The following is a 25,873-nucleotide window of genomic DNA, read 5'->3' as shown; positions in this document are numbered from 1 at the left end:
ATCCGCGCACAGGAAGGGTGCCCGCCCGCCCGTTTCCGGCACATCCGGCGCGACCGGGCCACGGTCTTCCTGCATTGTGTCGCCCCCGCACCCCGCCATCCGCACACCCGCACCCCGCCATCCGCACACCCGCCCCGAGGGGAAGCCGTGACCGCCACCGCCATCCGTCCGCCGAGCGCCGACGCTCCGCCGGACCGGCCCGTCCGAGTGCTCTCGTTCTCGCAGCGGCTCAGCCGCTGGGACCTGAGGCTCTCGCCCTACCTCTACATCTCGCCGTTCTTCGTCCTGTTCGCGATCGTCGGGCTGTTCCCGATCGTCTACACGGGCGTGATCTCGTTCATGGACTGGGATCAGGTGCGCCGCTCGGGCGAGTTCATCGGGTTCGGCCAGTACGCCTGGATCCTCTCGCAGCCCAAGTTCTGGACCGCGCTCGGCAACACCTTCAGCATCTTCCTGCTCTCGAGCGTGCCGCAGCTCGTCCTCGCGCTCTTCATCGCCGCGATGCTCGACCGGCACATCCGCGCCAGGACGTTCTGGCGGATGAGCGCGCTGCTGCCCTACGTCGTCGCGCCCGTCGCCGTCGGCCTCATCTTCAACGCCCTGTTCGCCGACAAGTCGGGGGCCATCAACGGACTCCTCGAGGCGATCGGCATCGGCGCCATCCCGTGGCACGTCGAGCCGTTCTGGAGCCACGTGGCGATCGCGACGATGGTCAACTACCGGTGGACCGGCTACAACGCGCTCATCCTGCTCGCCGCGATGCAGGCCATCCCGCGCGACTACTACGAGGCCGCGACCGTCGACGGCGCGGGCGCCTTCCGGCAGTTCTGGAACATCACGCTGCCGTCGCTCCGGCCCACGCTCATCTTCGTCGTCATCACCTCGACGATCGGCGGCCTGCAGATCTTCGACGAGCCGCGGATGTTCGACCAGTTCGGGCGGGGCGGCTCGGCGCAGCAGTGGCTGACGATCACGCTCTACCTCTACGACGTCGGCTGGGGCGACTGGAACTTCGGCCGCGCGGCCGCGATGGCGTGGATCCTCTTCGTCATCATCCTCGCGATCGGCCTCGTCAACCTGCTCATCACCCGATCGCTCGTCCGCGACGAGGGGAGCCGCGGCGGGCAGCTGTCGCGCCGCGAACGACGCGCCCGGAGACGAGCCTTGAAGCGAGAGGAGGCCCGCCGATGACCGCCACATCGACGCTCGTCACGAAGGACGCCCCGAGGGCCGCGGGGCGCACGGTGCGCATCCGCGGGGCGCGACCCGGCTTCTGGGTCTACGCCGGGCTCGCGGTCGTGCTCGTCGCGAGCGTGTTCCCGCTCTACTTCTCGTTCCTCATCGGATCGGGCGACTCCACGACGCTGCGCGACCCGGGGCGTTCGTGGATCCCCGGCGGGAACTTCGTGGCCAACGCCATGAGCGTCGTGAACGACCCGGCGGTGAACTTCTGGCGCGCGCTGTGGAACTCCGTCTGGAGCTCGACGATCATCGCCGTGAGCGTCGTGGTCTTCTCCACCCTCGCCGGATGGGCGTTCGCGAAGCTGAGGTTCCGGGGCGGCAAGGTGCTGCTCTCGTTCGTCGTGGCGACGATGGCCGTGCCGCAGCAGCTGGGCGTCGTGCCGCTCTACATCCTCTTCAGCGAGATCGGATGGACGGGGCAGGTCGGCGCGGTCGTCGTCCCGGCGCTCACGAGCGCGTTCGGGGTGTTCTGGATGACGCAGTACCTGCAGCAGGCGGTGCCCGACGAGCTCATCGAGGCCGCCCGCGTGGACGGCGCGTCGATGATCCGCACCTTCTGGACCGTCGGCGTCACGGCCGCCCGCCCCGCGGCGGCCATGCTGTTCCTGTTCACGTTCGTGACCGCGTGGAACAACTTCTTCTGGCCGTTCATCGTGCTCGACCGACAGAACCCGACCCTGCCCGTGGCCCTCGCGCTCCTGCAGTCGAACCACTTCGTCGACTACTCGATCGTGCTCGCCGGCGTCGTGCTCGCCACCCTGCCGCTGCTGCTCCTCTTCGTCGTGGCGGGACGTCAGCTCGTCAGTGGCATCATGGCGGGAGCGGTGAAGGGATGACGCACGTGACCCGTTCTCTTCCGGAGCACTTCCTCTTCGGCGCCGCGACCGCGGCGTACCAGGTCGAGGGGGCGGCGTTCGAGGACGGCCGCACCGCCTCGATCTGGGACGCCTTCGCACGCGTGCCGGGGGCCGTGATCGACGGCGACACGGGGGACGTCGCATGCGATCATTACCATCGCTACGCCGACGACGTCGCGCTCATGAAGGGCCTGGGCCTGCAGGCGTACCGGTTCTCGACGTCGTGGTCGCGCGTGCGGCCCGACGGCGGCGCCGTCAACGGCAGGGGACTCGACTTCTACCGGCGGCTCGTCGACGAGCTGCTCGCGGCGGGCATCGTGCCCTGGCTCACGCTCTACCACTGGGACATGCCGCAGGCGCTGGAGGAGCGGGGCGGATGGACATCGCGCGACACCGTCGACCGGTTCGTCGAGTACGCGATCACGATGCACGACGCGCTCGGCGACCGCGTGACGCAGTGGACGACGTTCAACGAGCCGTGGTGCTCGTCGTTCCTCTCGTACACCGCGGGCGCGCACGCGCCGGGCCGTCAGAGCGTGCGCGACGGGCTCCTCGCCTCGCACCACCTGCTGCTGGCGCACGGCCGCGCCGTGCAGGAGCTGCGGGCGCGTGGCGCGCAGGACGTCGGCATCACGCTCAACCTCACGAACGCCGAGCCCGTCGACGCGTCGGACGAGGCCGACGCGGACGCTGCCCGGCGCATCGACGGGCAGTTCAACCGCTGGTTCCTCGACCCGGTCTTCCGCGCCGCGTACCCCGCCGACGTCGTCGAGGACGTCCGCGCCGTGGACGCCGCGGCCGTCGGCGCGTTCGAGACCGCCGTGCGGGACGGGGATCTCGCGACGATCTCCACTCCGCCCGACTTCCTCGGCGTGAACTACTACCACGGCGAGTACGTGTCGGGTCGCCCGTCGCCCGTCCCGGTCCCCGGCGGCGACGCGCCCACCGACCGCGTCATCCGCTCGCCGTTCCCCTCGCACGAGGGCATCTACTGGCACGAGCGCGGATACGAGCGCACGAACATGGGATGGGAGGTCGACCCCGCCGGCCTCACGGCGCTGCTCCGGCGGATCTCGGACGCGTACGCGACGGCGACGCCCCTGTACGTGACGGAGAACGGCGCGGCGGGCGACGACCGGCTGGACGACGGCCGCGTGGCGGACCGGCAGCGCTCGGCCTTCGTGCGCGACCACATCGCGGCCGTCCGCGACGCGCTGGACGAGGGCGTCGACGTGCGCGGGTACTTCTACTGGTCGCTGCTCGACAACTACGAGTGGGCGTGGGGCTACGCCAAGCGGTTCGGCATCGTCCACGTCGACTACGACACGCAGGTCCGCACCGTGAAGGACTCCGGCCGCGCGTACGCCTCGATCATCGCCGCCCGAGCGGTCTGAGGGAGGCGCCCGACACGATGCAGGAGATCTGCGGGCCGGCGGGCGGGCCTCCGGCGTGATCATGCGGGCGGCACCCCTTCGGGACGCCGTTCTTCCTGCGTTGTGCACCCTGGCCGGAACGCCGGAATGGCGGATGGGCGGTGCCCGGGAGATGATGTCATCGACGAGAGAGGGAGCCTCCGGATGAGCGCGGAAGCCGGCGCGGGGCGTACAGCGGCGACGCTGGAGCAGGTCGCCGCGCGCGCGGGCGTGTCGCGGTCGACCGTCTCGCGCGTCGTGAACGGCGGCGATCGGGTGAGCCCCGAGGCGCTCGCGGCGGTGCGGCGGGCGATCGCCGAGCTCGAGTACGTGCCCAACCGTGCGGCGCGGTCGCTCGCGAGCCGGCAGACGCAGGCGCTCGCCCTCGTCGTGCCCGAGGACACGACGCGCTTCTTCGGCGACCCGTTCTTCGCGGCCATCGTGACGGGCATCAACAACCGGCTGTCGCGCTCGGACCACATGCTGAACCTCATCATCGCGTCGGACGACCCGGGCGACAAGGCGACGACGTTCCTCGCAGGCGGCAACGTCGACGGCGCGCTCGTCGTCTCGCACCACACGAGCGACACCTACATCGACCGCATCTCCTCCTCGGTGCCGGTCGTCTTCGGCGGCCGGCCCGCGCGCGAGCGGGTCGACGACTACTTCGTCGACGTCGACAACGTGGCGGGCGGACGCGTCGCGACCGAGTACCTGCTGAGCCGCGGGCACCGCCGGATCGGCACGATCACGGGCCCGTCCGACATGCCGGCCGGAATCGACCGCCTCACGGGCTTCCGCGACGCGCTCGCGGAGGCGGGGCTCGACGCGGGCCCCGTCGACGACGGCGACTTCACCGTCGCAGGAGGGGCGGCCGCGATGCGGCGCATCCTCGCGCGCGTGGACGCGGGCGATGCCGAGTGGCCCGACGCGCTCTTCGTCGCGAGCGACCTCATGGCACGAGGCGCGATGGAGGTGCTCGCCACGGCGGGCAGGCGCGTGCCCCGCGACCTCGCGATCATCGGCTTCGACGACTCGCCCGTCGCGACGACCGGCGTCCCCGCGCTCACGACCATCCGCCAGCCCTCGCTCGAACAGGGCGAGGCGATGGCCGACGTCCTGCTCGCGCGTCTGGCGGGCCTGGATCCGCCGCGCGTGACCATCCTCCCCGCCGATCTCGTCGTCCGCGACAGCGCGTAGCCGCCGTCGGCGAGCCGGGAGCGGGCCGGTCATCCGCCGCGTCGGCGATCCGAGTCGTCCGACGGCGGGACGACCGACCACGCGAGGACGGCGATGGCGCTGTCGGCCGGAATCGTGAGGTCCAGGCCGGTGAGCGCGGTGAACCGCGCGATCCTGTTCAGGACGGTGTTCCGATGGCAGAACAACCGGGTCGCCGCGGCCTGGGTGCTCCCCGTCGAGAGGTACGCGACGACGGTGTCGCGGATGCGCTCCCGCTCCGCCTCGTCGCATTCCGCGAACCGGTCCTCGAGCATCCTCCTCACATCGACCTGATCGTTCAGGAGCGCTCGACGCGCGAGGAGCGGCAGCCCCGTATGCAGGTCGATCACCCTGCGCACGAGGGGGTCGGTCGCCTCCAAGACGCTACTCAGCGCACGCGCCGCCGCCGGGATGCTCGCCATCCCCCGCACGTCGGCGTCGTGCGCGCAGCGGAGGCCGGAGATGGACCGCCGCAGCTCGTCCGACGCGAGCGCGGCCGGCCAGAAGGCGACGGTGAGGCCGGCGGTCCGATGGACGAAGTACGGGAGCCGCCGCAGGCGGGCGTCGAGCCGGTGCAGCGTCTCCTGGTCGACGGCCTGGTCGGCGACGACGACCTCGAAGGTGCCGTCGGGGTCGCAATCCAGCTGGAACGCGACGTTCCGGGCGACCGCCTCGGAGCGCTGAGCCGTCCCGAAGAGACGGCCGACGATCGACTGCCGCACGTTCAGCCGCTCCTGGGTGACGACCGCCGTCTCGCGCGTGTAGGAGGCGATCACCTGGGCGGCGAAATGGTCGTTGATCCGCCACGTCGGCTCGACATGGGCAGCCAGCGTGACCGCCTCGCGAGGTCCGCACAGCTCGAGCAGCCGGCCCCAGATCACCCCGAAGTTGAGCTGCACGGCGGTGGCGAGCGCCTCGGAGGGGACGCTCTGACGGGCACGCCTCCTGCCGACCTCCTCGGCGATGCCGGTCAGCCTGCGCGTCGGCTCGCCGACACGGAGACACTCGACGAGCATGTCGATGCACTCGAGCGCCGTGTCGTGGAGCTCGCGATCGGGGATGTACGCCGCCGCCTCGTAGCCGGGGATCAGCTTGACGCGTCCGACGTAACGGCGGGCGAGCTCGTCGACCTCGCTCGACAGGTCGTCCAGCAGCTCGGTCCAGCTGTGTGCCGTGCCGGGCTGCGGGGCACCCTCGTCCGAGTGCCGGCCACCGTGTGCATCGCTCATGTCGCCGCCAGTTCGCCATTCGGTCGGAGACGTCCTCACCACACGCCTCGCGAGAGCGTCGGACACCGCGTCGAGCCTATCCACCGGCGCGGCATGCGGCATCTGTGCGGGCGCACAAATGTCCGCCGGAATCGGGGAAGGGCGCCCAATGACTCACGGGGCCGGACGCGGAAGGCTGACGTCGACGTCCCCTGCACCCCTGGAGGAACCGCATGGCTGAGAGAACCGCGCAATCGACGATCGAGTCGGACACCGCCGGGACGATCACGGTGCCCGAGGCGCGCAGGGTCGCGATCGGCGCGCTGGTCGGCACCGCGATGGAGTGGTACGACTTCTTCCTCTTCAACACGGCGGCGGCCCTCGTGTTCAACGTGCAGTACTTCGCGACCGACAACGTCGCGATCGCGACGATGGCGTCGTTCGCGACGCTCGCGATCGGGTTCGTCGTCCGTCCTCTCGGCGGGATCCTCTTCGGCAGCCTCGGCGACAAGATCGGGCGTCGCGCGGTCCTCCTCACGACGATCGTCGGCATCGGCATCGCGACCGCCCTCATCGGCGTCCTGCCGAACTATGCGTCGATCGGCGTGTGGGCGCCGATCGTCCTCATCCTCCTGCGGGTGCTCCAAGGGCTCTTCGTCGGCGGCGAGTGGTCGGGCGCCATGACGATCGCGGTCGAGAACGCGCCGTTGTCGATGCGCGCCCGCTTCGCTGCGCTGCCCCAGGTGGGGTCCCCGATCGGCACGGTGCTGTCGTCCGGCGCGTTCTTCTTCCTCACGCTGTGGCTCAGCCAGGACGACTTCGACGCCTGGGGCTGGCGCATCCCGTTCCTCGTCGCCATCCCCCTGCTGCTGATCGCGGTCTGGATCCGCGCGCGTCTGGAGGAGTCGCCCGTCTTCAAGGCGATCCAGGCGAGAGGCGAGAGCGAGAGGTCTCCCGTGAAGGCGGTCTTCGTGCAGTCGTGGCGTCAGGTCCTGGTCGGCGTCGGCGTCGCATTCCTGGGGGTCGGCGGCTTCTACCTCGTCACCACCTTCGTGGTGAGCTACGGCGTGCGTGCGCTCGGCCTCGAGCCGAACATGCTCCTCCTCGCCACCGTCATCGCGGCCCTCTTCGAGATCGCCGTGATCCTCCACGGCGGACGGCTCGGCGAGAAGCACGGTGCGAGCAGGGTGGTGATCTGGGGCGGGATCGTGACGGCCGTGATCGCGTTCCCCGCGTTCGTGCTGATCGGGACCGGGCTGCCCCTCCTCGTGATCGTCGGCATCACCGTGGCGGTGTGCTCGCTGTCGTACTGCTACGCCGCATCGGGCACCATCCTCACGGGGCTGTTCCCCCCTGCGACGAGGTACACGGGCGTGGCCCTGGCGCAGAACGGCGCGGGCGTCGTGTCCGGGATCGTCCCGTTGCTGGCGACGGCGTTCGTCGCCAGCGCGGGCGACGCCTGGTGGCCGGCCGCGGTCATGCTGGTCGTGATCGCCGTGGTCACCGCCGTCTGCGGGCGACTCGCCCCGTCGCTGAGCCAGCGCCTCGAAGGCTTCACCCACTGAGCGTCCGGGGCCGCGCGGCCCCGTCGCGAGCGTGGCGGACCCAGGCCGGCCGCGGGCGCCCGCGACGACGGCGCGGTTCACCGCTCCGGGGCGGTGCCGCTCTCCGACGGCGACGCGACGACCTCGGCCTTGAACCCCGTGGCGCTCTCGATCCAGCCGGCGTAGTGATCGGGTCCGCCGGCGTGCGGATAGCGGTCGGCGTAGAGAGGTCGCCACCCGCGAGCGGGGGCGGCCGCCATGATCGCGTCGACCTCCTCGCGGGATCCGCCGTGGAAGGCGAGGTGGTTGAGCCCCGGCCGGCGGCGGTCGTGCGCGTCGCCGACGACGTTCGGCGACTCCGCGAAGGCGAGAGAGACGCCGTCCGCGCGCCAGGAGAAGCCGCCGTCCCACGTGGCGTCGAGCCGCCATCCGAGCCGCTCGAGCAGCCATCCCCACTCCGCGCGGGCGCTCGCGGCATCCGCCACCCAGATCTCGACGTGGTGCAGTCCCGGCATGCCGCCATCCAAGCACGGGACACTCCGACCGCCGGTCGCTCTTGCGACACTGGGGGGATGGACGAGACGGCCTACGAGTTCTCCGCCGACGCCGCGCGCATCGACCGCGGCTGGGTGCACCGCACGCTGAGCGAGCACGCGTACTGGGCCATCGGCCGGTCGCGCGCGCTCCAGGACGCGGCGATCGACGGGTCGCGGTGCTTCGGCGTGTACCGGCGGGCCGACGGCCGCCAGGTCGCGTTCGCACGGCTCGTGACGGACGGCGCGACGTTCGGATGGCTCGCCGACGTGATCGTCGACCCCGCCCTGCGCGGCGAGGGCGTCGGCAAGGCGCTCGTGGCCGGCGTGGCCGCAGAGCTCGATGCCCTCGGTCTGAAACGCACCCTGCTCATGACCTCCGATGCCCACGGCCTCTATGCGCAGAACGGATGGGGGCCGGTCTCCTCGCCCGAGAACTGGCTCGTGCGCCCCGGGCCCGACGGGCGGGCGTCCTTCTGATCGGCACGGCCGCCGTCTGATCGCCGAGCCCGCGCTCGCTTCTCGGCCGATCGCCCGGTCTCCGAGCGGCGCCCCTGGTCGTCGCGGCGCCCGGGGCCTGACGTCTTCCGATCAGGCCGGGATCGCCTTCCCCGGGTTGAGGATGCCCTGCGGGTCGAGGGCGCGCTTGATCGCACGCTGCATGTCCTGCACGGTCTCGCCCTGCTCGGCGCGGGCTCCGGGGAGCTTCAGCAGTCCGACGCCGTGCTCGCCCGTGACCGTGCCGCCGAGGTCGCGGCATCCGTCGACGATCTCGTCGAACGCGCGCTTCGCGCGCTCCTTCGCGGCGTCGTCGCCGTCCGGGACAATGATGAGCGGATGGAGGTTGCCGTCGCCGGCGTGGGCGATGTTCGCGATGGTGACGTCCCACGTCGCGGCGATGCCCTCGATGCGGGCGAGCATCTCGGGCACGCGCGTGCGCGGCACGCAGATGTCCTCGGTGAGCACGGGGCCGAGGCGTTCGAGCGACGGATAGGCGAGCCGGCGGGCCAGGATGAGCCGGTCGACCTCGTCGGGGTCGTCCGCGCGTTCGACGCCCGTGGCGCCCGCCGCCTCGAAGCAGGCGGCGACGCGCGCGGCGAGCCGCTGACCCGTCTCGCCCGTCTCGTCGACCTTCGCCATGAGCATCGCGGATGCCGTCGAGGGGATGCCGAGGTCCTGCCAGGCGTTGACGGCGTCGATGCACGTCCTGTCGATGAGCTCCAGCGCCGACGGGACGATGCCGTCGCTCGCGACGGCCGCGACGGCGCGGCCCGCGGCGACGAGGTCGTCGAAGTAGCCCACGATCGCCCGCTCCTCGCGGCCCGCGAGCGGGAGGAGCGACAGCGTCGCGTCGACGACGATCGCGAGGGTCCCCTCCGACCCGACGACGAGCGACGTGAGGTCGTACCCCGTGACGCCCTTCGCCGTCGTGCGGCCGAGCCTCGCGACCCGGCCGTCGGCGAGCACGACCGTGAGCCCGATCACGTAGTCGGTCGTGACGCCGTACTTCACGCAGCAGATGCCGCCGGCGTTCGTGGCGACGTTGCCGCCGATCGTCGCGATCGACTGCGAGGCCGGGTCGGGCGGGTACCAGAGTCCGTGCTGCGCGACGTGCTGCCGCAGCACGTCGTTGACGACGCCCGCCTGCGCGATCGCATAGCGCTCGTCGACGTTGACCTCGGTGATCCCCGTCATCCGCTCGAGGCTCAGCACGATCGATCCGTCGACGCCGTTGGCTCCTCCGGAGAGGCCCGAGCCGGCGCCGCGCGGCACGATCGGCGTCGCGGTGTCGCGGGCGGCCGTCACGGTCGCGACGACGTCATCGAGCGTCTCGGCGAAGACGACCGCGAGAGGGGGTCGGTACGGCGCCCATTCGGCGTCGTCGTGGCTGTAGGCCTCGAGCGCCTCGGGGTCGGTTCGGATCTGGTCGTCGCGCAGCGCTGCGGCGAGGAGGGCGAGGATGCTCATCCCCTCCGACGCTACTCCTCCCCGCCCCGCCCCGCCCCGCGCGGCCATCCTCCCGGCCCGCCCCGCCCCCATCCTGCCGACCGTTCGAATGACGAATTCGACCCACTCTGCCGCGCAAACCGGGTCTTTTTCGTCATTCGAACCGTGTCTGGGGCGGTCGGGTGGTCCTCCGGTGCAGCCGGCCCGCCCCGCCTGTGGACAACCGCCGAGGCGCGTCCGCGTGATTTGGCACGGTAGGGGGATGGCGCGCAACGGTCCACTCCCCGAAGAGCTCTCGCAGAGCTTCCTCGTCGGAGACGCCCTCGCCGCGGGCGTGAGCGCGGGCAGACTGCGGGGGAGTGACCTGGAGAGACCGTTCCACGGCGTGCGGAGACTGCGCGAAGCGATGCCCGATGCTCCCGCGTCCGTGTGGGACGCCCGCCGTGCCGACCTGCTCCGGCGCGCGCACGCCTATGCGCCCAAGCTCGGCGCCGGTCAGTTCTTCAGCCACACGACGGCGGCCGTGATCTGGGGCGCACCCGTCCCGCTCGACGCGGAGCTCCACGTGAGCGTGATCGGGAACGGCAGCCTGCCGCGGACGAGGGGTGTCCGGGGGCGCCGCGTGCGGGCGGGGATGGCCGTGGCGGTGTTCCGCGACGGGCTGCCGGTCTCGTCGCCGGCGTCGACGTGGGCGATGCGGGGGGAGCTCTCCGTGCCCGACCTCGTCGCGCTGGGAGACTACTTCTGCCGGGTATGGCGTGAGGGGTTTCTCCGGCCGGATGCGGGAAGGCCGCCGCTCACGACGCCCCGGCTCCTCGACACGGCGCTTGCGGCCGGGAGGCGGCGCGGCGCCGAACGGCTGCGGGCCGCGCTCCCACTCATCCGTCTCGACTCCTGGTCGCCTCGCGAATCGCTGACCCGGGTCATCCTCGTCCAGGCGCGTCTGCCGGAACCGCAGCTCAACATCGACCTGTGGAGCGCACGCGGAAAGTTCCTCGGTTGCGTCGACATGTGCTTCCCGGAGTTCGGCGTCGTCGTGGAGTACCAGGGGCGTCTCCACGGTGATCGCCATGCGAAGGACGTCGAACGCATCGAGAGGCTCCGTGCCCACGGATGGGTCGTCATCCAGGTGACGTCCGAGCTCATCCGCAGGCCGGCCGAGCTGGCCGGGCGCGTGCGCACAGCCCTCCTCGCGGGCGGATGGAGGCCGTGAGCCCCGTCCCATCCCATCCCCGCCCCTGCGATTCGAATGACGAAAACGACCCACCTCGGGCAGAGAAGTGGGTCGTTTTCGTCATTCGAACGGGCCGGGCGAGGCGCGGCCGCGCGGCGGGATGCGCCGGGCCGGGCGACGCGCGCCCGGGTCAGGTCCGCCCGGCCTGCGCCTCCGGAGCGTCGTCGAGGGGGTCGCCGCCGAGGGGGCCGACCGCGGGGATGGGGCCGCCGTCGTCCGCGCCGGTGCGCCGTGCGCGGGCGATGAGGTTGCCGAGGTGATAGATCACGAGCGCCGCGACCGTGCCGAGCACGATGCCGCCGAAGGCGAAGTCGCCGAGCTGCATCGAGAAGCCCGCGATGCCGATGACGAGCGCCACGGCCGCCGTGTACTGGTTGACGGGGCGCGAGAAGTCGACGCGGTTGTCGACCCAGATCTTGATCCCGATGATGCCGATGAGCCCGTACAGCGCCGTCGTCACGCCGCCGAGCACGCCCGCCGGGATCGAGTTGAACACGGCGCCGACCTTCGGTGAGAACGCGAGCAGGATGGCCGCGAGCCCCGCGACCCAGTACACGGCCGTGGAGTAGACGCGCGTCGCGGCCATGACGCCGATGTTCTCGCCGTAGGTCGTCGTGCCCGAGCCGCCGAACCCGCCGGCGAGCGTCGTCGCGACGCCGTCGGCGATGAGCGCGCGGCCCGTGTGCGCGTTGACGGACGGGTCGGTCATCGTCGCGACGCCGCGCACGTGGCCGACGTTCTCGGCGATGAGGACGAGCACGACGGGGAGGAACATCGCGATCGTCGTCCACGTGCCGGGCTCGATGAAGTCGGGCAGGTGGAACTGCGGCAGGCCCGCCCAGGCGGCCTCGGAGATCGCCTCGGCCGGCGTCGTGCCCGTCGCGGGGTTCACGACGTCGAACGAGCCGTTCGCCGCGGCGAAGACGTAGCCGACGACGACGCCGAGGAAGATCGAGATGCGCCCGAGGAACCCGCGGAACAGCACGGCGAAGAGGATGACCGCGACGAGCGTGACGGTCGCCGTCACGGGGTCGGCCTCGAAGTTGCCCCACGCGGTCGGAGCGAGGTTGAAGCCGATGAGCGCGACGATCGCCCCCGCGACGACGGGCGGCATGAGCGCGTCGATCCAGCCGAGCCCGGCGACCTGCACGACGACGCCGACGAGCGCGAGCAGCACGCCCACCGCGACGACGCCCGCGAGCGCGGAGCCCATCCCGCCCGCGGCCACGGCGGCCGTGATCGGTGCGATGAACGCGAACGAGGAGCCCAGGTAGCTCGGCAGCCGGTTCTTCGTGATGACGAGGAAGAGGAGCGTCCCGAGACCGCTGAACAGCAGCGTCGTCGACACGGGGAAGCCGGTGAGCGTGGGCACGAGGAACGTCGCGCCGAACATCGCCACGACGTGCTGCACGCCCATCGCGACGGTCGCGGGCCATCCGAGGCGTTCGGTCGGGGCGACGACGGCGCCGGCGGCGACGGTGCGGCCGTCGCCGTGCACGGTCCACAGGGGCATGGGGTTCTCCTTCGGGGCGGGGTCCGGATGCTCGGGGGAGCGGACGGAGGGTGCCGGCGGATGCGCGGGCTCGGGTCGCGCGCGATGCGGCCCTACGAAACCGTAGCGCGTGCCGTGCGTCGCGGGATGACGGGCGGCGTGAGGGGAGCGAGCCGCGTTCAGCCGACGATGCGGTGGACGAGCTGCGACCATGCCGCGACGGCCGTGCGGGTGCGGCGGGAGAGCGATCCGCTCGCGGTCGTCACGTCGGGATGGTCGGCGAGCGCGCGGTCGAACGGGATGTCGAGGCGACGCGCCCAGGCGGGGAGGTCCGGGCGTCCGCGTGAGGGCCCGGTCGCCCCGTTGCGCACGATCACGAGGCGTTCGAGCGATGCCGTCCCGATCTCGGCCTTCGCCCGCCGGAGCAGCGCGGACGCATGGGCGTCTCCGAGGGGCGTGGCCGCGCTGACGAGGCAGAGGAACCCGTTCTCGAGCGTCTCGGAGGCGTCGGCGGGGGCGAACCGTCCTCCGTCGCCGACCTCGTGGGTGCTGTACCGGGGCGCGGTGATACGCGCCCCCAGGCGTGCCTCGAGCGCGGGACGGTCGACGGACATGACGACGGGCAGACGCGATCCGCGGGAGCCGAGCGCGTGCAGCGCGAGAGCGGCGACGGTCGTCGCGCCGACGCCGCCGGTCGCGCCGAGGATCGTGAGGGCGCTCATCGGTCGTCGTCCTTCGCCCGGCCGAGATGGGCGATCTGGATCACGCGAGGGCGCTCGCCTCGCCGGACGTACCGTCCTCGTCCGGGCGGGAACCGTTCGGGATAGAGGCGAGGGAGGATCTGGCCCTCCGCGCGGTCGCCGGAGAGGAGGAGCGTGGCGCCGCCGGTGTCGCGCAGCCCCTGCAGCAGGGCTCCGTAGAGGGCGCGGGCCGCGCCGGCGACGGGACGTGCCGCGACGATGTGGAGCTTCGTGTCGCGGGATGCCGGCAGCTGCTCGACGAGGGGCGCGAGGTGCTCGGCGCCGCCCGCGGAGACGATGTCGTGGTCGTCGACGAGCACGACGACGCGCGGAGAGCGCCGGTTCTCCTCCGGCGTGCGTCCCGGTCGTTGCGCGAGCTCGGACGCGATCGACGACGCGAGCCCTGCCGCCTGCCGTGCCGTCTTGGCGTGCGCGGCGAGGTAGTCCTCCGGGATCGCGTCCGCGACGTGTCCGCGCGGATCGACCACGGCGATCGCGAGCTCCTCGGGGGTGAACCGCTCGATCAGCCCGTGCGCGATGAGCCGGAGGGCGTTCGTCTTCCCGCTGCGCGCGTCGCCGAGGACGAGCAGATGCTGCTCGTCGCGGGTGAAGTCCCAGGTCGCCGGCCCCATCGTGTCCTGGCGGAGCCCCAGGGGGATGGCGTCGGGCTCGTCGACGGGGTCGGGGAGCTCGGCCGGATCGAGATCGGTGGGGAGCAGGCGGATGGGCGCGGCGAAGGGCCCGCTCCACGCCGCGGCCGAGCGCTCGGCGAGCTGCTCGAGCGCCGAGCCGATGTCGTCGGACTCGACGAGGTCGAGCACGGGGAGGGCGACCTGGGCGAGGGTCTTGGCATCGGTGAGCGCGCGACCCGGCGTCTCGGCGCTGATCGTCTGCGCGAGCTTGCGGTCGATCGCGGAGTCCGCCGGGTCGTTGAGCCGCAGCTCGATCCGGGTGCCGAAGAGCGACTGGTGCGCCATCCGCACCTCGCTCCAGCGCGTGAGGCCGAGGACGAGGTGCACGCCGAAGCTCGACGCGCGCAGCATGATGTCGGTGAACGCCGACTCGAGGTCGTCGAAGTCCTGGCGCAGCGCGCCGTAGCCGTCGACGAGCAGGAGGATGTCGGCGGCGGCGAGCTCGGGGAGCTGTCCCGCCCGGTGCAGCGCGCGCAGATGCGCGACGGAGTCGATGCCCCGCTCCTTGAACACGCGTTCGCGGTGCGCCAGCATCCCGCCGATCTCCTCCAGGAGACGCCCGAGGCGTCCCCTGTCGCCGCGCGTCGCCACGCCGCCGACGTGGGGGAAGCCCTCGATACGGCGCAGCCCGCCTCCCGTGAGGTCCATTCCGTAGACCGCGACCTCCGTGGGGGTCTTCGTCAGCGCGAGGGAGGCGCCGATCGTCCGCAGGAGCGTGCTGCGGCCCGACTGCGGGCTGCCGATGATGGCGACGTGTCCTCCGGCCTTCGTGAGATCGACGACCCACGGCTTCTGCTGCTGGTGGGCAGGGTCGTCCTCGAGACCGACGACGACGTCGAGGTCGCCCGCGGTCCGGTCGCGGTCGACGACGGGCTGGAGGCTCAGGCGCTCGGGGAGCGGCGGAAGCCAGACGGGGCGGACGGCGCGGGTGTCGTCGCGGAGCCGGTCGACGGCTTCGTCGATGAGGAGCCGCCCCGTCTCCGGGCGGCGCAGCGGAGGCGGGGCGTCGGACGCGGCGGAGTCCTCCTCCCCGATCCCGTTGTACAGCGGAAGCTCGAGCACGCGGGGAGCGTCGTCGGGCTCGGGCGGGCGGCGTTCGGCCGCGACGGGCGCGGAGACGTAGCCGGAACGGAACCGCTGGTAGAGGGAGGTGTCGACCTTGAGGATGCCGTAGCCCGGGACGGCGGGCAGACGGGCGTGAGGAACGAATCGGTGACAACTGATCGTTAGTGCCGGGAGGCGCTGACGGGGAGGATGTCATCATGCCTGGTCCTTATCCCAGAGAGTTCCGCGAGGACGTCGTCGCGGTCGCTCGTAGCCGCGAGAGTGGCGTCACCATCAAACAGATCGCCACCGACTTCGGCATCAGCGAAGCAACGCTGCAGAACTGGCTCCGCCAGGCCGATGTCGAAGACGGCAACCGTCCCGGTCAGACCGCCGCGGACGCCGCGGAGGCTCGCGAGTTGAAGAAGCGGATTCGTCTCCTCGAGCAGGAGAACGAGGTCCTCAGGCGAGCGGCGGCGTATCTGTCGCAAGCGAACCTGAAACTCGGTGGCTCCCCAAAATGACGTACCCGCTCGTTGCCGAGCTCGCCGACGCGGGGATCCCCGTAACGGTGTCGTGCCGGGTCCTCAAGCTCGCCCGCCAGCCCTACTACCGCTGGCGCAATGATCCCATCCGCGACGCAGACGTCCTCCGCGCGTATCGGACCAACGCGCTGCATGACGCGCACCACGACGACCTCACGTTCGGATACCGATACCTCGCCGATGAGGCGCGTCGTGCAGGGTGGCGGATGAGCCGCAGGACGGCGTGGAAGCTATGCTCTCAGGCCGCGATTCTCTCGTCGGCGCAACGCCGGCGGCGGGGCAAGGGCAAGAAGGCCGGCCCGCCCGTGTTCGATGATCACGTCCAGAGGGCGTTCCGCGCGGACGCGCCGAACCGGCTCTGGCTCACGGATATCACGGAACATTGGACGAGCGAAGGCAAGCTCTACTGCTGCGCGATCAAGGACGTGTTCTCGAACCGGATCGTCAGTTACTCGATCTCGAACCGGATGACCGCGAAGCTCGCCGTCGACGCGCTCCGCAACGCCGTCACTCGCCGGGGTGAGGTCGCCGGCTGCATTCTGCACGCCGACAGGGGCAGTCAATTTCGCAGCCGCGCGATGGTCCGCGAGCTGCGCCGTCATGACATGGTCGGATCGATGGGCAGAGTCGGCGCGGCTGGCGACAACGCGGCCATGGAGAGCTTCTGGTCCCTGCTGCAGACGAACGTGCTTAACCAACAGCGGTGGGCGACGCGGCAAGAGCTGCGGCTGGCCATCGTGGTCTGGATCGAGCGGAAGTACCACCGTCAGCGAGCCCAAGACACCCTCGGCGGGTTGACGCCCATCGAGTTCGAAGCCAAGCTAGCCGAGCCGCTCACACTCGCGGCCTAAACCGAACCTGTCACCACTTCGTTCCTCACGCCCCGGGCGAAGCCGGACCCGCCGAGGAACATGGTTCCGAGGCCCAGGCCGCTCTCGGTGAGCGTTGCCCAGCCGTCCTCCTCCCAGCGATGCCACCCGTTTTCGCCTTCGAGGGCGGCGAAGTGGTCGTAGCCGATGAGGCTGCTCCATCCGCCGAACCCGAGATTGAGGCGCTCCATGATCCACGCGTCATATTCCGTGCCGTGCCCGAGCATCTGGTTGCCCATCGAGCCGAGCCACAGCTGCGGGTTGAGCATGATGAGCGTGGACAGAAGGAAGTCGCCCGTGTTCGCCCAGTTCTGGCCGGCGTACTCCCAGGAGTGCTGCCAGTTCTCGTCGAAGCCGACAAGGCCCACGATGCCGTGGATCGTGTCGCCGACGAATGTCTGGAAGCCGTGCCCGACGGACTCGGTGCAGTTGCGGTCCTCCTCCATCGGCGCGCCGAACGGCATGGGGTCATCGGTCTGGAGGAAGACCTCGGCGTCGAATGGCACCACCGGGGCGACGCACATGTTCAGCTCGGCGTTGATGGTGTTCGCGCAGTTCGCCGCGGCGGTCGAGACGCGTTCGAGGATCTCGCCGTGCTCGGTCAGGAGCTCCTCGTTCTTGTCCCTCGCGGGGCCGTGCTCACGCCATCCGATCGTGGTCTTGCCCATCGGGTCGAGAGCGGTCCCCTGCGATTCGGCCTGGGCCAGCGGGCCCATGTCCGCCCACCCGAAGTAGGCGAACCAGCCGTGTGCCTCGTAGTTGTTCACCTCGTACCCGGCGAGGGCCTCGGCACGGAACGCCGCGGCGCGCTCTTCGAGATCTCGGAGGGCCGGCTGGATGGCGGCGAGCTCGTCGGCATAGGTGCTCAGCGCCTGCGACACGCGGCCGAGGCCGTCGCGGAAGGTCTGCGCCTCGTCGACCGCCGGCTGGATGAGCGTGTACACGGCGTCCTGCTCAGGCGCCTCGTACACTCCCGGGCTCTGCAGGCCGTTCCATGCCGTCTGGGTGTTCTCGACGGCCGCGAAGACGTTGTCGCCGATGCCCGAGACGGCCGCGGCCGACGCGAGGATCCGGTCCTGCGAGAAGTCGGCGGATCGGCAGGGGAACTGCGACGGGTCGATGAGGCCGTCGCCCGAGGCGCCGCCCGAGCCGCCGCCGTCCATCATCATGTGAGCCATCACGCGCCTCCCTGGCCGTGCTGCTCGAAGAACGTGAAGTCTCCCGTGTCCGCCGCGTGGTGCATCTGCTGCTGAACGGTCGCGGCCATGTCCTCCTGCCCCGCACGGTAGGCCATCGTCGCGTTGCCCACGCCGACCATCCCCGCGCTGATGCGGTTGCCGATCGCCTCGAGGTTCGTCTGGTACTGGGCCAGCACGGCATCCAGCGCCTGAGGGACGGGCTGCGTGAGCAGGGAGCCCCAGGTGAGGCCGTCGAAGGCCGTCGTCACCGCCTGCTCACTCACGCTCGACGACAGCTCCTCCTGGCTCGAGGAGACCTGCTGCAGAACCTGCTGCACCGACAGATGATCGATCCGCCATGTCGACATGGGTCACGCCCGCTCTCGCACCGTGCCGCCGAGCGCGGCGGCGATCTGATCTGCCAGATGTCGTCCCGGGCGCTCGTGCCCGTAGGGGACCGTCATCTCCGCCCACAGCGCGAACGCCTCGGGAGGATCCTTCAACGCGGCGGCTGCGGCTGCGTGCTCATGCACCGGCTTCGCGGGATGAACCGTGAGGATGGCCTGGTCGAGGCCGTTCGCGAACGACACGGCGCCGTCGCGGCAGAACGCGTGCTGCCCATCGGGGAAGACGCGTGCGGCCACCGCGACCATGCCATCCGGCGTGGGGGCGACCTCGCTCAGGAGAACCAGCTCGGTGGGCATCAGCGTCCTCCCTCGAACTCGACCGCCAGCGCGGCGCCGAGCCGCTCCTGATCCAGGTCGTATGCGAACGCCGCCAGCTGGCCCCACAGGCTGTTCCGGCCCGACATCCGCACGAGCAGGCTCGGCACCCGACCCGGGCCGAGCACGGTGACGTCGTGGCGCGACCGCAGATCGTCCACGTCGATGCGCAGATCGCGCACGCCACGAGGCCCGATGAGCACGGCGAGCGGCACATCCGGCCGCGTCGTGCCGACGCCGCGGACGACGCCGTGATCGGTGCGCGCGTACTCGCCGTACGAGATCATCGCGACGTTCGGGCGGAACCGATCGACGAGTCCCGCGAGCATCTCCGTCACCGCGGGGTGCAGCGCCGGGTTGACACCGTGCTCGATGCCGCGTGGCGACGCGTAGGCGCCCGCCGGCACGCCGCCCGCGACGTGCTCGAGCAGGCCCCGCCTCGTCCGGGCGACGGCCATGTTCGCCCACGCGTGGTCGGGCGTACCGAGGAGATAGCGGCCGCTCGCGGGCATCTCCGAGCGCGCGACGGCGGTGACGGCGTCGACGCTCCAGGTCCGCGCGAGGGGCTCCTCGCTGTCCCAGCGGTCGATCGCCCGACGACCGCCGAGCCCCGCGATGACATGCTCTGCGAGCGCGCCCACGCGCGTCTCCGCCACGGCCCGCTCCGACGCGTACACCTCGAAGAGGAAGACGCCCTCCGATCTCGCGGACGGGCTCCCGTAAGCCCCGTGTCGATCGTCGAACGACGACGGCCCCCGCCACAGCTCGGGGAACGATCCGATCCGGTAGCCCGACGACGCGTCGTAGTATCCGCCGCGCGCCCGGAACGCCCAGGAGCCGCCGCCGTCGGCGAGCGCCTTGACGAGATGCGGCGTCAGCGTCGCGGCCTCCTCCGTGACGAGCACCGGACGACGTTCCTTGTCGCGGCAGTCGTCGATGAAGCGCCTCAGGGGCAACGTGTACGTCACCCGCGACGCGGTCGCGGCGTATGCCTCGTACTCATCCGTCCACTCGTCGGAGAACGGATGCAGCAAACGGCGGCCCATCAGCCCGGGATGGACGCCCGAGCCTGCTGGAGCGCGCGGATGGCGATGTCGTCGTTCTGCTCGAGCGACCCGCGGATGGTCGAGATGATCGAGCGGACCTGCGCACCGGCGGCGTTCCACTGCTGCTCGAGAGCGGCGTACTCGTCCGACACCCCGTCGGCCTGGTACTCCGCGAGGGCCTGCTTGACGTCGGCGTCGCGACGGTCCAGCGCGGCCTCCAGCCGGGCAGCGACGGCCTCGAAGTTCGACTGTGCCGCCTGCGATGCGCCCACGCTGTAGTCGTTGCGATCGACGTTGTTCTCCACCATGATTCCCCCTTCTCCGTGCCGCAGCTCAGGCCTGCGGCGAGATGCGTGCGAGCAGCGACTGCGCGCTGAAGTCGGACGAGCCCTCCGCGTTCTCGTGGGCCGAGGCGCCGTCCTCGGCGGCCGTCACGAACGCCCGGTTCTGGCCCGAGATCGATCCGACGATGCCCACGAGCGCGTTGTTGAGCGCGGTCGCGATGTCGTCCGTGCGGACCTTGAAGTTGTTGAACCGTGCCTTCGCGGGCCCGTTGAAGGTGCCCGTCAGAGGCTCGGCGGCGTCGACCAGCTGACGCACGAGGGCGCCCAGGTCATCCGATTCGGTCTCCGACCGTTGACCCAGCCGGACCAGCGTCTGTGCTTCCATCGCGAACTTCATGATGCCCCCGCTTCTCGTCTGTCCGTCGTTCTCGCGTGACCTGGAGTGGAACGGGCAGAAGTTAACGGATCTCGGCGTGCATCTCAAGACCCGAGGATGGGGAGTCCTGCCCATCCTCTCCCGGAGAAGGTGCGTCAGAGGCCTCGCGCGACCGCCGCCGCGGCGGCGAGCCACGCCCGGCGGGTGCGCGGGGAGACGCGGTCGGAGCGCAGCGGTCCGTCGACGATCCCGCGGTCGAACGGGATGCGCACGACCGCGCGAGCGAGCGGCGAGTAGCCGTTCGCCACGCGCTCCACCTCCGCGGCGGACGCACGCGGATCCGCCTGCGACACCACGACGACGGCCCGCTCCGCGAGCCGCGCCGAACGGGCGTCGCGCTGGGCGAGCGCCTCGAGCAGCAGGGCGCCGGACTCGGCGTGATCCGACCTCGTGGTGGTCGTCACGACGAGCTGGTCGGCGTGGTCGATCATCCGCCGCCACACGGGATCCGACTCGTCGTCGCCGGAGTCCATCACGATGAGCCGGTAGAACTTCGTCGCGATCTCGTGGATCACGTCGACGTCGGCCGTCTCGATCCGCTGCTCGTCCGCGAGCCGGACGGGCTGGGCGCGGAGGACGTCGAACCGGTCGGCGGCCTGGTGGTGCACGTACCTCGACAGGTCGGCGGCGTGCGCATCCCCGTGGAGCAGGCGGTCGGCTTCCGGCAGGAGGTCGAGGACGGTCCGGTCGTGCTCCGCCTGCTCGGTGCGCCACCCGAGCGTGCCGCGGGTGTGGTTGTTGTCCCAGGCGAGCACGCCGACGCCCCCGAGGCGCGCGAACACCGATGACAGGAAGACTGTCGCGGGCGTCTTCCCCGTGCCGCCCTTCGCGTTGACCACGGCGATCTTCCGAGGCCCCGGCCAGTGCTGGCTCACGGCGTGCTCGTCGGCGCGGACGGCGAGCTCCGCCTCCGAGGGAGGCAGCTCGACGCCCGCCCGCCTGAGCAGCCCGCGCCACCCCGTCTGCGCGGGCTCCGTGCGCGCCGAGCCGTGGAGGAAGGAGGAACGGCCGGGAGCGGCGGGCTCGCCGCTCGCGGTGGGATGCTCGCCGTTCGGCGGCGTGGACGGGTCGGTCACGAGATCTCCGGGGATGAGGATGAGAGCGTCGCCGGTGCCGGCGGCATTCACGCCGTGAGGCGCTCCAGCAGCTCACGGTAGCGCGCGACCGTGCGGTCGACGACGTCCGCGGGAAGGGCGGGGGGCTCCCCCTCCTTGTCCCAGTGCGCCGCGAGCCAGTCCCGCACGATCTGCTTGTCGAAGCTCGCCATCCGCGCGGACGGCGTCGCGCCGGCGCGCCACGCCTCCGCGTCCCAGTAGCGCGAGGAGTCGCTCGTGAGCACCTCGTCCGCGAGGCGCAGCACGCCGGCGTCATCCGCGCCGAACTCGAACTTCGTGTCGGCGAGGACGAGCCCCCGCGCCTCGGCGGTCGCCGCCGCGCGGCGGTAGATCTCCAGCGAGCGGTCGCGCAGCTCGGCCGCGCGCTCGGCCCCGACGATCTCGACGGTCTTGTCGAAGGAGATGTTCTCGTCGTGCTCGCCGAGCGGCGCCTTGTACGCCGGGGTGAAGATCGGCTCCGGGAGCCGGTCTCCGTTCTCCAGGCCCTCCGGGAGCGGAATGCCGCAGACCGTGCCGCGCACGACGTACTCCGCCCATCCGGAGCCCGTGATGTAGCCGCGGACGACGCATTCCACGGGGAGCATATCGAGCGAGCGGACGGTCATCGCCCGCCCCGCGACCTCCGCGGGAAGGTCATCCGGTGTCAGATGATTCGGGACGGGCTCTCCGCCGTCGGCGCCGGCCAGCTGGTCGAACCACCACAGGCTGAGCGTCGTCAGCAGCTCGCCCTTGCCGGGGATGCCGGGGGAGAGCACGTGGTCGAAGGCGCTGACCCGGTCGCTCGCGACGACGAGCATCCGGTCCGCGTGCGCCCCCTCGGGCGTCACGTCCGGCACGTACAGGTCGCGGACCTTGCCGGAGTAGACGTGCTTCCAGCCGGAGACCTCGATGGCGTCGCTCACCCGACCATTATCGCGGCGCGGGGCGGATGCGCGCGCCGCCGCGGCGGCCTCGCCCGCTGCGCCGTCTTCGCGTGCTCCCTATGCCGAGGAGGGCGGATATGGGGGACCGTCCTCCCCCGGAGGGATTCTCCTCCCGCGAGGGGACGCCTTTCGCGCGCAGACGCTCATCCCGCGGCGGGGTCTTCCGAACACGCCCAGATCGCGCGCCGAGGGCGAGCGGGTCGGCGGAAACGCCTCCGGCGGCATACCGTTGCAGTATGGCATCTTCCGAATCCCCCGCCGCGCCGACCGAGGACGTCTCCGCGGAGACCGTCCCGACCTTCTCCGACCTGGGCCTCGGCGATGCCGTCCTCAAGGCGCTGAAGGACGTCGGCTACGAGACCCCCTCCGCGATCCAGGCCCAGACCATCCCCCCGCTGCTCGGGGGGCGCGACGTCCTCGGCGTCGCGCAGACGGGCACGGGCAAGACGGCCGCGTTCGCGCTGCCCATCCTCGACCAGCTCGACCCGGGGCAGAAGACGCCGCAGGCGCTCGTCCTCGCGCCCACGCGCGAGCTGGCCCTGCAGGTGTGCGAGGCGTTCGAGAAGTACGCCTCGCACCTGCGCGGCGTCCACGTGCTGCCCGTCTACGGCGGCCAGGGGTACGGCACGCAGCTGTCGGCGCTCCGTCGCGGCGTCCACATCGTCGTCGGCACGCCCGGCCGCATCCTCGACCACCTCGACAAGGGCACGCTCGACCTCTCCGCGCTGCGCTTCCTCGTGCTCGACGAGGCCGACGAGATGCTCAAGATGGGCTTCGCGGAGGACGTCGACACGATCCTCGCCGAGACGCCCGCGGAGAAGCAGATCGCGCTGTTCTCCGCGACGATGCCCGCCCAGATCCGCCGCATCTCGCAGCAGCACCTCCGCGACCCGGAGGAGATCACCGTCAAGGGCAAGACGACGACGTCGGCGAACATCACCCAGCGCTACCTCATGGTGTCGTATCCGCAGAAGGTCGACGCGCTCACGCGCATCCTCGAGGTCGAGAACTTCGAGGGGATGATCGTCTTCGTCCGCACGAAGAGCGAGACCGAGACGCTCGCGGAGAAGCTGCGCGCCCGCGGCTACACGGCCGCCGCGATCAGCGGCGACGTGGCGCAGGCGCAGCGCGAGCGCACGGTCGACCAGCTGAAGTCGGGCAAGCTCGACATCCTCGTCGCGACGGACGTCGCCGCGCGCGGCCTCGACGTCGACCGCATCACGCACGTCGTCAACTACGACATCCCGATCGACACGGAGTCGTACGTCCACCGCGTCGGCCGCACCGGTCGTGCGGGCCGTAGCGGCGCGGCCATCAGCTTCGTCACGCCGCGCGAGCGCCGTCTCCTCGGCGCGATCGAGAAGGCCACGCGCCAGCCCCTCACCGAGATGCGCATCCCCAGCGTGGAGGACGTCAACGTCACGCGGCTCAGCCGCTTCGACGACGCGATCACGGTCGCGCTGGCCGACCAGGAGAAGCTCGGCCAGTACCGCGACATCATCGCCCACTACGTCGAGCACCACGACGTCGTCGAGGCGGACGTCGCCGCCGCCCTCGCGATCGTGTCGCAGGGTGACACCCCGCTGCTGCTCGAGGAGGAGATCCGCCCTCCCCGCCGCGAGCGGCCCGAGCGCGAGCAGGGCGCCCGCGACGAGCGCCGCCCCCGCAGCGGCGCCCCGCTCTCGCCGTACCGGATTGAGGTCGGCAAGCGCCAGCGCGTCGAGCCGCGGCAGATCGTCGGTGCCCTCGCCAACGAGGGAGGCCTCAGCCGGCAGGACTTCGGGCGCATCGACATCCGGCCCGACTTCTCCATCGTCGAGCTCCCCGCCGACCTCCCGCGTGAGACGCTCGACCGGCTGAGGGACACCCGCATCGGCGGCAAGCCCATCGAGCTGCGCCCCGACCCCCGTCCGTTCCGCAGCACCCGCGGCCCGCGCGACGACCGGGACGGACGCGGCGGCCCGCGTGGGGACCGCGGCGACCGCCCGGCGCGGAAGCCGCGCTCGTAGGGCGGCGTCCGGCCGGTCCGGCGCTCGGGCTCATCGCCCCGAGGCGCTGCCCTCCCTCCGGGGAGGAGGCGAGCGCGCGGCGTCCCCGCGGCCGGGTCCGCGTCGCCCCGCCGCGATGGGCGCCGTCCGCCCGATGGCCGGGTCGGCCGGTCAGGGGCGGGGGATGCCCTCCCAGCGGCGGAGGACCTCTGCGAACGTGGCGCCCGGCGCTGCGCGCAGCTCTCCCGTGCCTCCTGCGGCGATCTCCCCGGCGGATGTGACGGACGGCCAGCCGAGCGGCGTCTCCGTGACGAAGGCGAGGACGGCCTCCGTGATCCTCCGGTCGCGTTCCTCGGCGGCCGGGGTGGCACCCGGCCAGTGCCGTCCGAGGAGGGCGGGGACGTCGCAGGCGTGGCCCGCGGGCTCCCCGTCCGCGCCGCCGACGAGCAGGAGATGCGCGCTGCCGCCGGCCCGGGCATGCGCCCGAGCGAGCCTCGCGGCGGCGAGACGGTAGATGTAGTCGGTCAGGACGCGTTCGCGGACCGCAGCGGGTCCGGCGTCGTCTCCGAGATCGTCGGCGTGGCCGGCGACGATCTCCTCTGCGCGCCCGGGCGGGGCGCCGAAGGAGACGAGCTCCTCCACCGTCTGCGCGAGGGAGGCGGGGACGAACGCGTCGCCGGCGATGGCCCGGAAGGGGGCGATCTCGTCCTGCGTCGCGGTCACGAGAAGCGGGACCCCCCGGACCCGGCCGGACGCCACGGCGTCGAACGGATGCCCCACGAGCACTCCCGCGAGGAGCGCGTGGTCGTCGACGACGCCGAGCGCGGCGGGCGCGGGGCCGTTCCGTGCGCCGATGTCGGTGCCGACGATGCGCGACTGGGCCGCGACGAGGTCCGCGACCGGACGATCGCGCAGCGTCGTCGGATCCTCCGTCGCGTCGAGGGACTGCAGGTATGCGTTCGCCATGGCGGCCGCATGGGGGAGGGGGAGGATCCGGGATGCTCCCGCCGAGTGGACCGCGAGACGCGCGTAGAGCCCGTCGGCGGAGGGCGCGGCGGCGAGGGCGGTCACGAGGAAGCCTCCGGCGCTCTCCCCTCCGACGGTGACGCGCGCGGGGTCGCCGCCGAAGTCGGCGATGTTCTCCCGGATCCAGGCCAGGGCCGCGATCACGTCGCGGAGCCCGAGGTTGCTCGCCTCCGGGAACGCGTCGGTCGCACCCGCCAGGGTGACGAACCCGAGCGCGCCGACGCGGTAGTTGAGGGACACGACGACGACCCGGCCCGTCGCGGCGAGGACCGAGCCGTCCATCGCCCAGTTGGAGGCCGACCCGTGCTCGAAGCCGCCGCCGTACACGGAGACGTACACCGGCAGGGACGAGCCCTCGGCGGCCTCGGGCGCCCAGACGTTGAGGAAGTGGCAGTCCTCCGCGGGCTCGGCGCCCAGGGGCTGGTTCGGGTCCTCGTCCTGGTAGGGAGCGGCGCCGTACGCGTCGTGAGGGGCGTCGCGGTCCCAGCCGTGCCGGACGACGGGCGCCTCGAAGCGCTCCGCCGTCGCGTAGCGGATGCCGAGCCAGGCCCGTACGGCCGTCCGAGTCGTCATCGTCT

24 protein-coding genes are annotated in these 25,873 nt (G+C 71.8%); 9 read left to right on the top strand and 15 right to left on the bottom strand.

All coding sequences use genetic code 11. From position 1 onward, the window contains the following. Nucleotides 1-147: 147 nt before the first annotated feature. From N8K70_RS15210 to N8K70_RS15195, 4 genes are all read left to right on the top strand, one after another. On the top strand, nucleotides 148-1,191 hold the full coding sequence (locus tag N8K70_RS15210; protein ID WP_317139194.1) for a carbohydrate ABC transporter permease: 1,044 nt from the start codon (nucleotides 148-150) through the stop codon (nucleotides 1,189-1,191). Next, on the top strand, nucleotides 1,188-2,078 hold the full coding sequence (locus N8K70_RS15205) for a carbohydrate ABC transporter permease (protein ID WP_317139193.1): 891 nt from the start codon (nucleotides 1,188-1,190) through the stop codon (nucleotides 2,076-2,078). The genes N8K70_RS15210 and N8K70_RS15205 overlap by 4 nt, the downstream gene beginning before the upstream one ends. Then, nucleotides 2,075-3,493: a GH1 family beta-glucosidase gene (locus tag N8K70_RS15200; protein WP_317139192.1), complete on the top strand. Its 1,419-nt coding sequence runs from the start codon at nucleotides 2,075-2,077 to the stop codon at nucleotides 3,491-3,493. The genes N8K70_RS15205 and N8K70_RS15200 overlap by 4 nt, the downstream gene beginning before the upstream one ends. A 183-nt stretch (nucleotides 3,494-3,676) precedes the next feature. Beyond that, nucleotides 3,677-4,711, top strand: a complete 1,035-nt coding sequence (locus N8K70_RS15195) for a LacI family DNA-binding transcriptional regulator (protein ID WP_317139191.1) — start codon at nucleotides 3,677-3,679, stop codon at nucleotides 4,709-4,711. 29 nt (nucleotides 4,712-4,740) lie between these two features. Here the strand turns inward: N8K70_RS15195 and N8K70_RS15190 are convergent, their stop codons facing one another. After that, complete coding sequence (locus N8K70_RS15190; protein WP_317139190.1) at nucleotides 4,741-5,958, bottom strand: helix-turn-helix domain-containing protein; 1,218 nt, start codon at nucleotides 5,956-5,958, stop codon at nucleotides 4,741-4,743. 212 nt (nucleotides 5,959-6,170) lie between these two features. Here N8K70_RS15190 and N8K70_RS15185 point away from each other — a divergent pair, with 212 nt between their 5' ends. Then, nucleotides 6,171-7,502, top strand: coding sequence for an MFS transporter (locus tag N8K70_RS15185; protein WP_317139189.1), 1,332 nt, complete (start codon nucleotides 6,171-6,173; stop codon nucleotides 7,500-7,502). Between the two features lie 77 nt (nucleotides 7,503-7,579). Here the strand turns inward: N8K70_RS15185 and N8K70_RS15180 are convergent, their stop codons facing one another. After that, entirely contained in the window at nucleotides 7,580-7,996 is a 417-nt protein-coding gene (locus N8K70_RS15180; RefSeq protein ID WP_317139188.1) for a VOC family protein, read from the bottom strand. Between the two features lie 57 nt (nucleotides 7,997-8,053). On the opposite strand from N8K70_RS15180, the gene N8K70_RS15175 reads away from it, so the two are divergent. Next, complete coding sequence (locus N8K70_RS15175) at nucleotides 8,054-8,494, top strand: GNAT family N-acetyltransferase (protein ID WP_317139187.1); 441 nt, start codon at nucleotides 8,054-8,056, stop codon at nucleotides 8,492-8,494. Nucleotides 8,495-8,605: 111 nt separating this feature from the next. On the opposite strand, the gene N8K70_RS15170 is transcribed toward N8K70_RS15175, so the two are convergent. Next, a complete protein-coding gene (locus N8K70_RS15170) occupies nucleotides 8,606-9,982 on the bottom strand; it encodes an FAD-binding oxidoreductase (protein WP_317139186.1) in 1,377 nt (458 codons plus the stop codon). A gap of 241 nt (nucleotides 9,983-10,223) precedes the next feature. Here N8K70_RS15170 and N8K70_RS15165 point away from each other — a divergent pair, with 241 nt between their 5' ends. Further along, nucleotides 10,224-11,174: a hypothetical protein gene (locus N8K70_RS15165; RefSeq protein ID WP_317139185.1), complete on the top strand. Its 951-nt coding sequence runs from the start codon at nucleotides 10,224-10,226 to the stop codon at nucleotides 11,172-11,174. A gap of 151 nt (nucleotides 11,175-11,325) precedes the next feature. Here the strand turns inward: N8K70_RS15165 and N8K70_RS15160 are convergent, their stop codons facing one another. The 3 genes from N8K70_RS15160 to eccCb form a co-directional block, all read right to left on the bottom strand. Continuing rightward, nucleotides 11,326-12,708, bottom strand: a complete 1,383-nt coding sequence (locus tag N8K70_RS15160; protein ID WP_317139184.1) for a uracil-xanthine permease family protein — start codon at nucleotides 12,706-12,708, stop codon at nucleotides 11,326-11,328. A 158-nt stretch (nucleotides 12,709-12,866) separates the two neighbouring features. Continuing rightward, nucleotides 12,867-13,409 (bottom strand): hypothetical protein, encoded by a 543-nt coding sequence (locus N8K70_RS15155; protein ID WP_317139183.1) that lies wholly within the window; start codon nucleotides 13,407-13,409, stop codon nucleotides 12,867-12,869. After that, nucleotides 13,406-15,181 (bottom strand): type VII secretion protein EccCb, encoded by a 1,776-nt coding sequence (eccCb, locus tag N8K70_RS15150; RefSeq protein WP_317139182.1) that lies wholly within the window; start codon nucleotides 15,179-15,181, stop codon nucleotides 13,406-13,408. Before eccCb ends, N8K70_RS15155 begins: the two co-directional genes overlap by 4 nt. A 200-nt stretch (nucleotides 15,182-15,381) precedes the next feature. Between eccCb and N8K70_RS15145 the strand changes: the two genes are divergently transcribed. After that, a protein-coding gene (locus N8K70_RS15145) for an IS3 family transposase (protein WP_394357785.1) occupies nucleotides 15,382-16,559 on the top strand; the annotation gives its coding sequence in 2 pieces (ribosomal slippage) (nucleotides 15,382-15,648 and nucleotides 15,651-16,559; 1,176 coding nt in all). Here the strand turns inward: N8K70_RS15145 and N8K70_RS15140 are convergent. From N8K70_RS15140 to N8K70_RS15105, 8 genes are all read right to left on the bottom strand, one after another. Beyond that, nucleotides 16,556-17,755 (bottom strand): hypothetical protein, encoded by a 1,200-nt coding sequence (locus N8K70_RS15140; protein ID WP_317139181.1) that lies wholly within the window; start codon nucleotides 17,753-17,755, stop codon nucleotides 16,556-16,558. The two genes, N8K70_RS15145 and N8K70_RS15140, sit on opposite strands and share 4 nt — an antisense overlap. Continuing rightward, the gene (locus N8K70_RS15135; protein WP_317139180.1) at nucleotides 17,755-18,123 is read right to left on the bottom strand and encodes a DUF6507 family protein; all 369 of its coding nucleotides are present in this window, start codon (nucleotides 18,121-18,123) and stop codon (nucleotides 17,755-17,757) included. Before N8K70_RS15135 ends, N8K70_RS15140 begins: the two co-directional genes overlap by 1 nt. Nucleotides 18,124-18,126: 3 nt before the next feature. Next, nucleotides 18,127-18,459: a hypothetical protein gene (locus N8K70_RS15130; protein ID WP_317139179.1), complete on the bottom strand. Its 333-nt coding sequence runs from the start codon at nucleotides 18,457-18,459 to the stop codon at nucleotides 18,127-18,129. After that, nucleotides 18,459-19,523: a DUF6177 family protein gene (locus tag N8K70_RS15125; protein WP_317139178.1), complete on the bottom strand. Its 1,065-nt coding sequence runs from the start codon at nucleotides 19,521-19,523 to the stop codon at nucleotides 18,459-18,461. The genes N8K70_RS15130 and N8K70_RS15125 overlap by 1 nt, the downstream gene beginning before the upstream one ends. Further along, nucleotides 19,523-19,831: a hypothetical protein gene (locus tag N8K70_RS15120; RefSeq protein WP_317139177.1), complete on the bottom strand. Its 309-nt coding sequence runs from the start codon at nucleotides 19,829-19,831 to the stop codon at nucleotides 19,523-19,525. The genes N8K70_RS15125 and N8K70_RS15120 overlap by 1 nt, the downstream gene beginning before the upstream one ends. 25 nt (nucleotides 19,832-19,856) lie before the next feature. Beyond that, a complete protein-coding gene (locus tag N8K70_RS15115; protein WP_317139176.1) occupies nucleotides 19,857-20,192 on the bottom strand; it encodes a hypothetical protein in 336 nt (111 codons plus the stop codon). Nucleotides 20,193-20,338: 146 nt separating this feature from the next. Then, nucleotides 20,339-21,370, bottom strand: coding sequence for an ATPase (locus N8K70_RS15110; protein WP_317139175.1), 1,032 nt, complete (start codon nucleotides 21,368-21,370; stop codon nucleotides 20,339-20,341). Continuing rightward, nucleotides 21,367-22,260: a phosphoribosylaminoimidazolesuccinocarboxamide synthase gene (locus N8K70_RS15105; RefSeq protein ID WP_317139174.1), complete on the bottom strand. Its 894-nt coding sequence runs from the start codon at nucleotides 22,258-22,260 to the stop codon at nucleotides 21,367-21,369. The genes N8K70_RS15110 and N8K70_RS15105 overlap by 4 nt, the downstream gene beginning before the upstream one ends. Before the next feature lie 257 nt (nucleotides 22,261-22,517). Between N8K70_RS15105 and N8K70_RS15100 the strand changes: the two genes are divergently transcribed. Continuing rightward, entirely contained in the window at nucleotides 22,518-24,290 is a 1,773-nt protein-coding gene (locus N8K70_RS15100) for a DEAD/DEAH box helicase (RefSeq protein ID WP_317139173.1), read from the top strand. Nucleotides 24,291-24,440: 150 nt separating this feature from the next. Here N8K70_RS15100 and N8K70_RS15095 read toward each other — a convergent pair whose 3' ends face one another. Further along, nucleotides 24,441-25,868 carry a carboxylesterase family protein gene (locus N8K70_RS15095; protein ID WP_317139172.1) on the bottom strand — a complete coding sequence of 476 codons (1,428 nt, stop codon included), beginning with the start codon at nucleotides 25,866-25,868 and terminating at the stop codon, nucleotides 24,441-24,443. Nucleotides 25,869-25,873 lie beyond the last annotated feature (5 nt).

This window comes from Microbacterium sp. AB, assembly GCF_032878875.1.
Taxonomy (GTDB): Bacteria; Actinomycetota; Actinomycetes; order Actinomycetales; family Microbacteriaceae; genus Microbacterium; species Microbacterium betulae.
The sequence above is the reverse complement of the archived record's forward strand: the minus strand, read 5'-3'. Positions and strand labels throughout refer to the sequence as shown.

What these genes read in the sequence shown, in the direction of transcription:
- N8K70_RS15205 (WP_317139193.1), top strand. Translation starts at nt 1,188, where the DNA reads ATGACCGCCACATCGACGCTCGTCACGAAGGACGCCCCGAGGGCCGCG.
- N8K70_RS15200 (WP_317139192.1), top strand. Translation starts at nt 2,075, where the DNA reads ATGACGCACGTGACCCGTTCTCTTCCGGAGCACTTCCTCTTCGGCGCC.
- N8K70_RS15195 (WP_317139191.1), top strand. Translation starts at nt 3,677, where the DNA reads ATGAGCGCGGAAGCCGGCGCGGGGCGTACAGCGGCGACGCTGGAGCAG.
- N8K70_RS15190 (WP_317139190.1), bottom strand. Translation starts at nt 5,958, where the DNA reads ATGAGCGATGCACACGGTGGCCGGCACTCGGACGAGGGTGCCCCGCAG.
- N8K70_RS15185 (WP_317139189.1), top strand. Translation starts at nt 6,171, where the DNA reads ATGGCTGAGAGAACCGCGCAATCGACGATCGAGTCGGACACCGCCGGG.
- N8K70_RS15180 (WP_317139188.1), bottom strand. Translation starts at nt 7,996, where the DNA reads ATGCCGGGACTGCACCACGTCGAGATCTGGGTGGCGGATGCCGCGAGC.
- N8K70_RS15175 (WP_317139187.1), top strand. Translation starts at nt 8,054, where the DNA reads ATGGACGAGACGGCCTACGAGTTCTCCGCCGACGCCGCGCGCATCGAC.
- N8K70_RS15170 (WP_317139186.1), bottom strand. Translation starts at nt 9,982, where the DNA reads ATGAGCATCCTCGCCCTCCTCGCCGCAGCGCTGCGCGACGACCAGATC.
- N8K70_RS15165 (WP_317139185.1), top strand. Translation starts at nt 10,224, where the DNA reads ATGGCGCGCAACGGTCCACTCCCCGAAGAGCTCTCGCAGAGCTTCCTC.
- N8K70_RS15160 (WP_317139184.1), bottom strand. Translation starts at nt 12,708, where the DNA reads ATGCCCCTGTGGACCGTGCACGGCGACGGCCGCACCGTCGCCGCCGGC.
- N8K70_RS15155 (WP_317139183.1), bottom strand. Translation starts at nt 13,409, where the DNA reads ATGAGCGCCCTCACGATCCTCGGCGCGACCGGCGGCGTCGGCGCGACG.
- N8K70_RS15140 (WP_317139181.1), bottom strand. Translation starts at nt 17,755, where the DNA reads ATGGCTCACATGATGATGGACGGCGGCGGCTCGGGCGGCGCCTCGGGC.
- N8K70_RS15135 (WP_317139180.1), bottom strand. Translation starts at nt 18,123, where the DNA reads ATGTCGACATGGCGGATCGATCATCTGTCGGTGCAGCAGGTTCTGCAG.
- N8K70_RS15130 (WP_317139179.1), bottom strand. Translation starts at nt 18,459, where the DNA reads ATGCCCACCGAGCTGGTTCTCCTGAGCGAGGTCGCCCCCACGCCGGAT.
- N8K70_RS15125 (WP_317139178.1), bottom strand. Translation starts at nt 19,523, where the DNA reads ATGGGCCGCCGTTTGCTGCATCCGTTCTCCGACGAGTGGACGGATGAG.
- N8K70_RS15120 (WP_317139177.1), bottom strand. Translation starts at nt 19,831, where the DNA reads ATGGTGGAGAACAACGTCGATCGCAACGACTACAGCGTGGGCGCATCG.
- N8K70_RS15115 (WP_317139176.1), bottom strand. Translation starts at nt 20,192, where the DNA reads ATGGAAGCACAGACGCTGGTCCGGCTGGGTCAACGGTCGGAGACCGAA.
- N8K70_RS15100 (WP_317139173.1), top strand. Translation starts at nt 22,518, where the DNA reads ATGGCATCTTCCGAATCCCCCGCCGCGCCGACCGAGGACGTCTCCGCG.
- N8K70_RS15095 (WP_317139172.1), bottom strand. Translation starts at nt 25,868, where the DNA reads ATGACGACTCGGACGGCCGTACGGGCCTGGCTCGGCATCCGCTACGCG.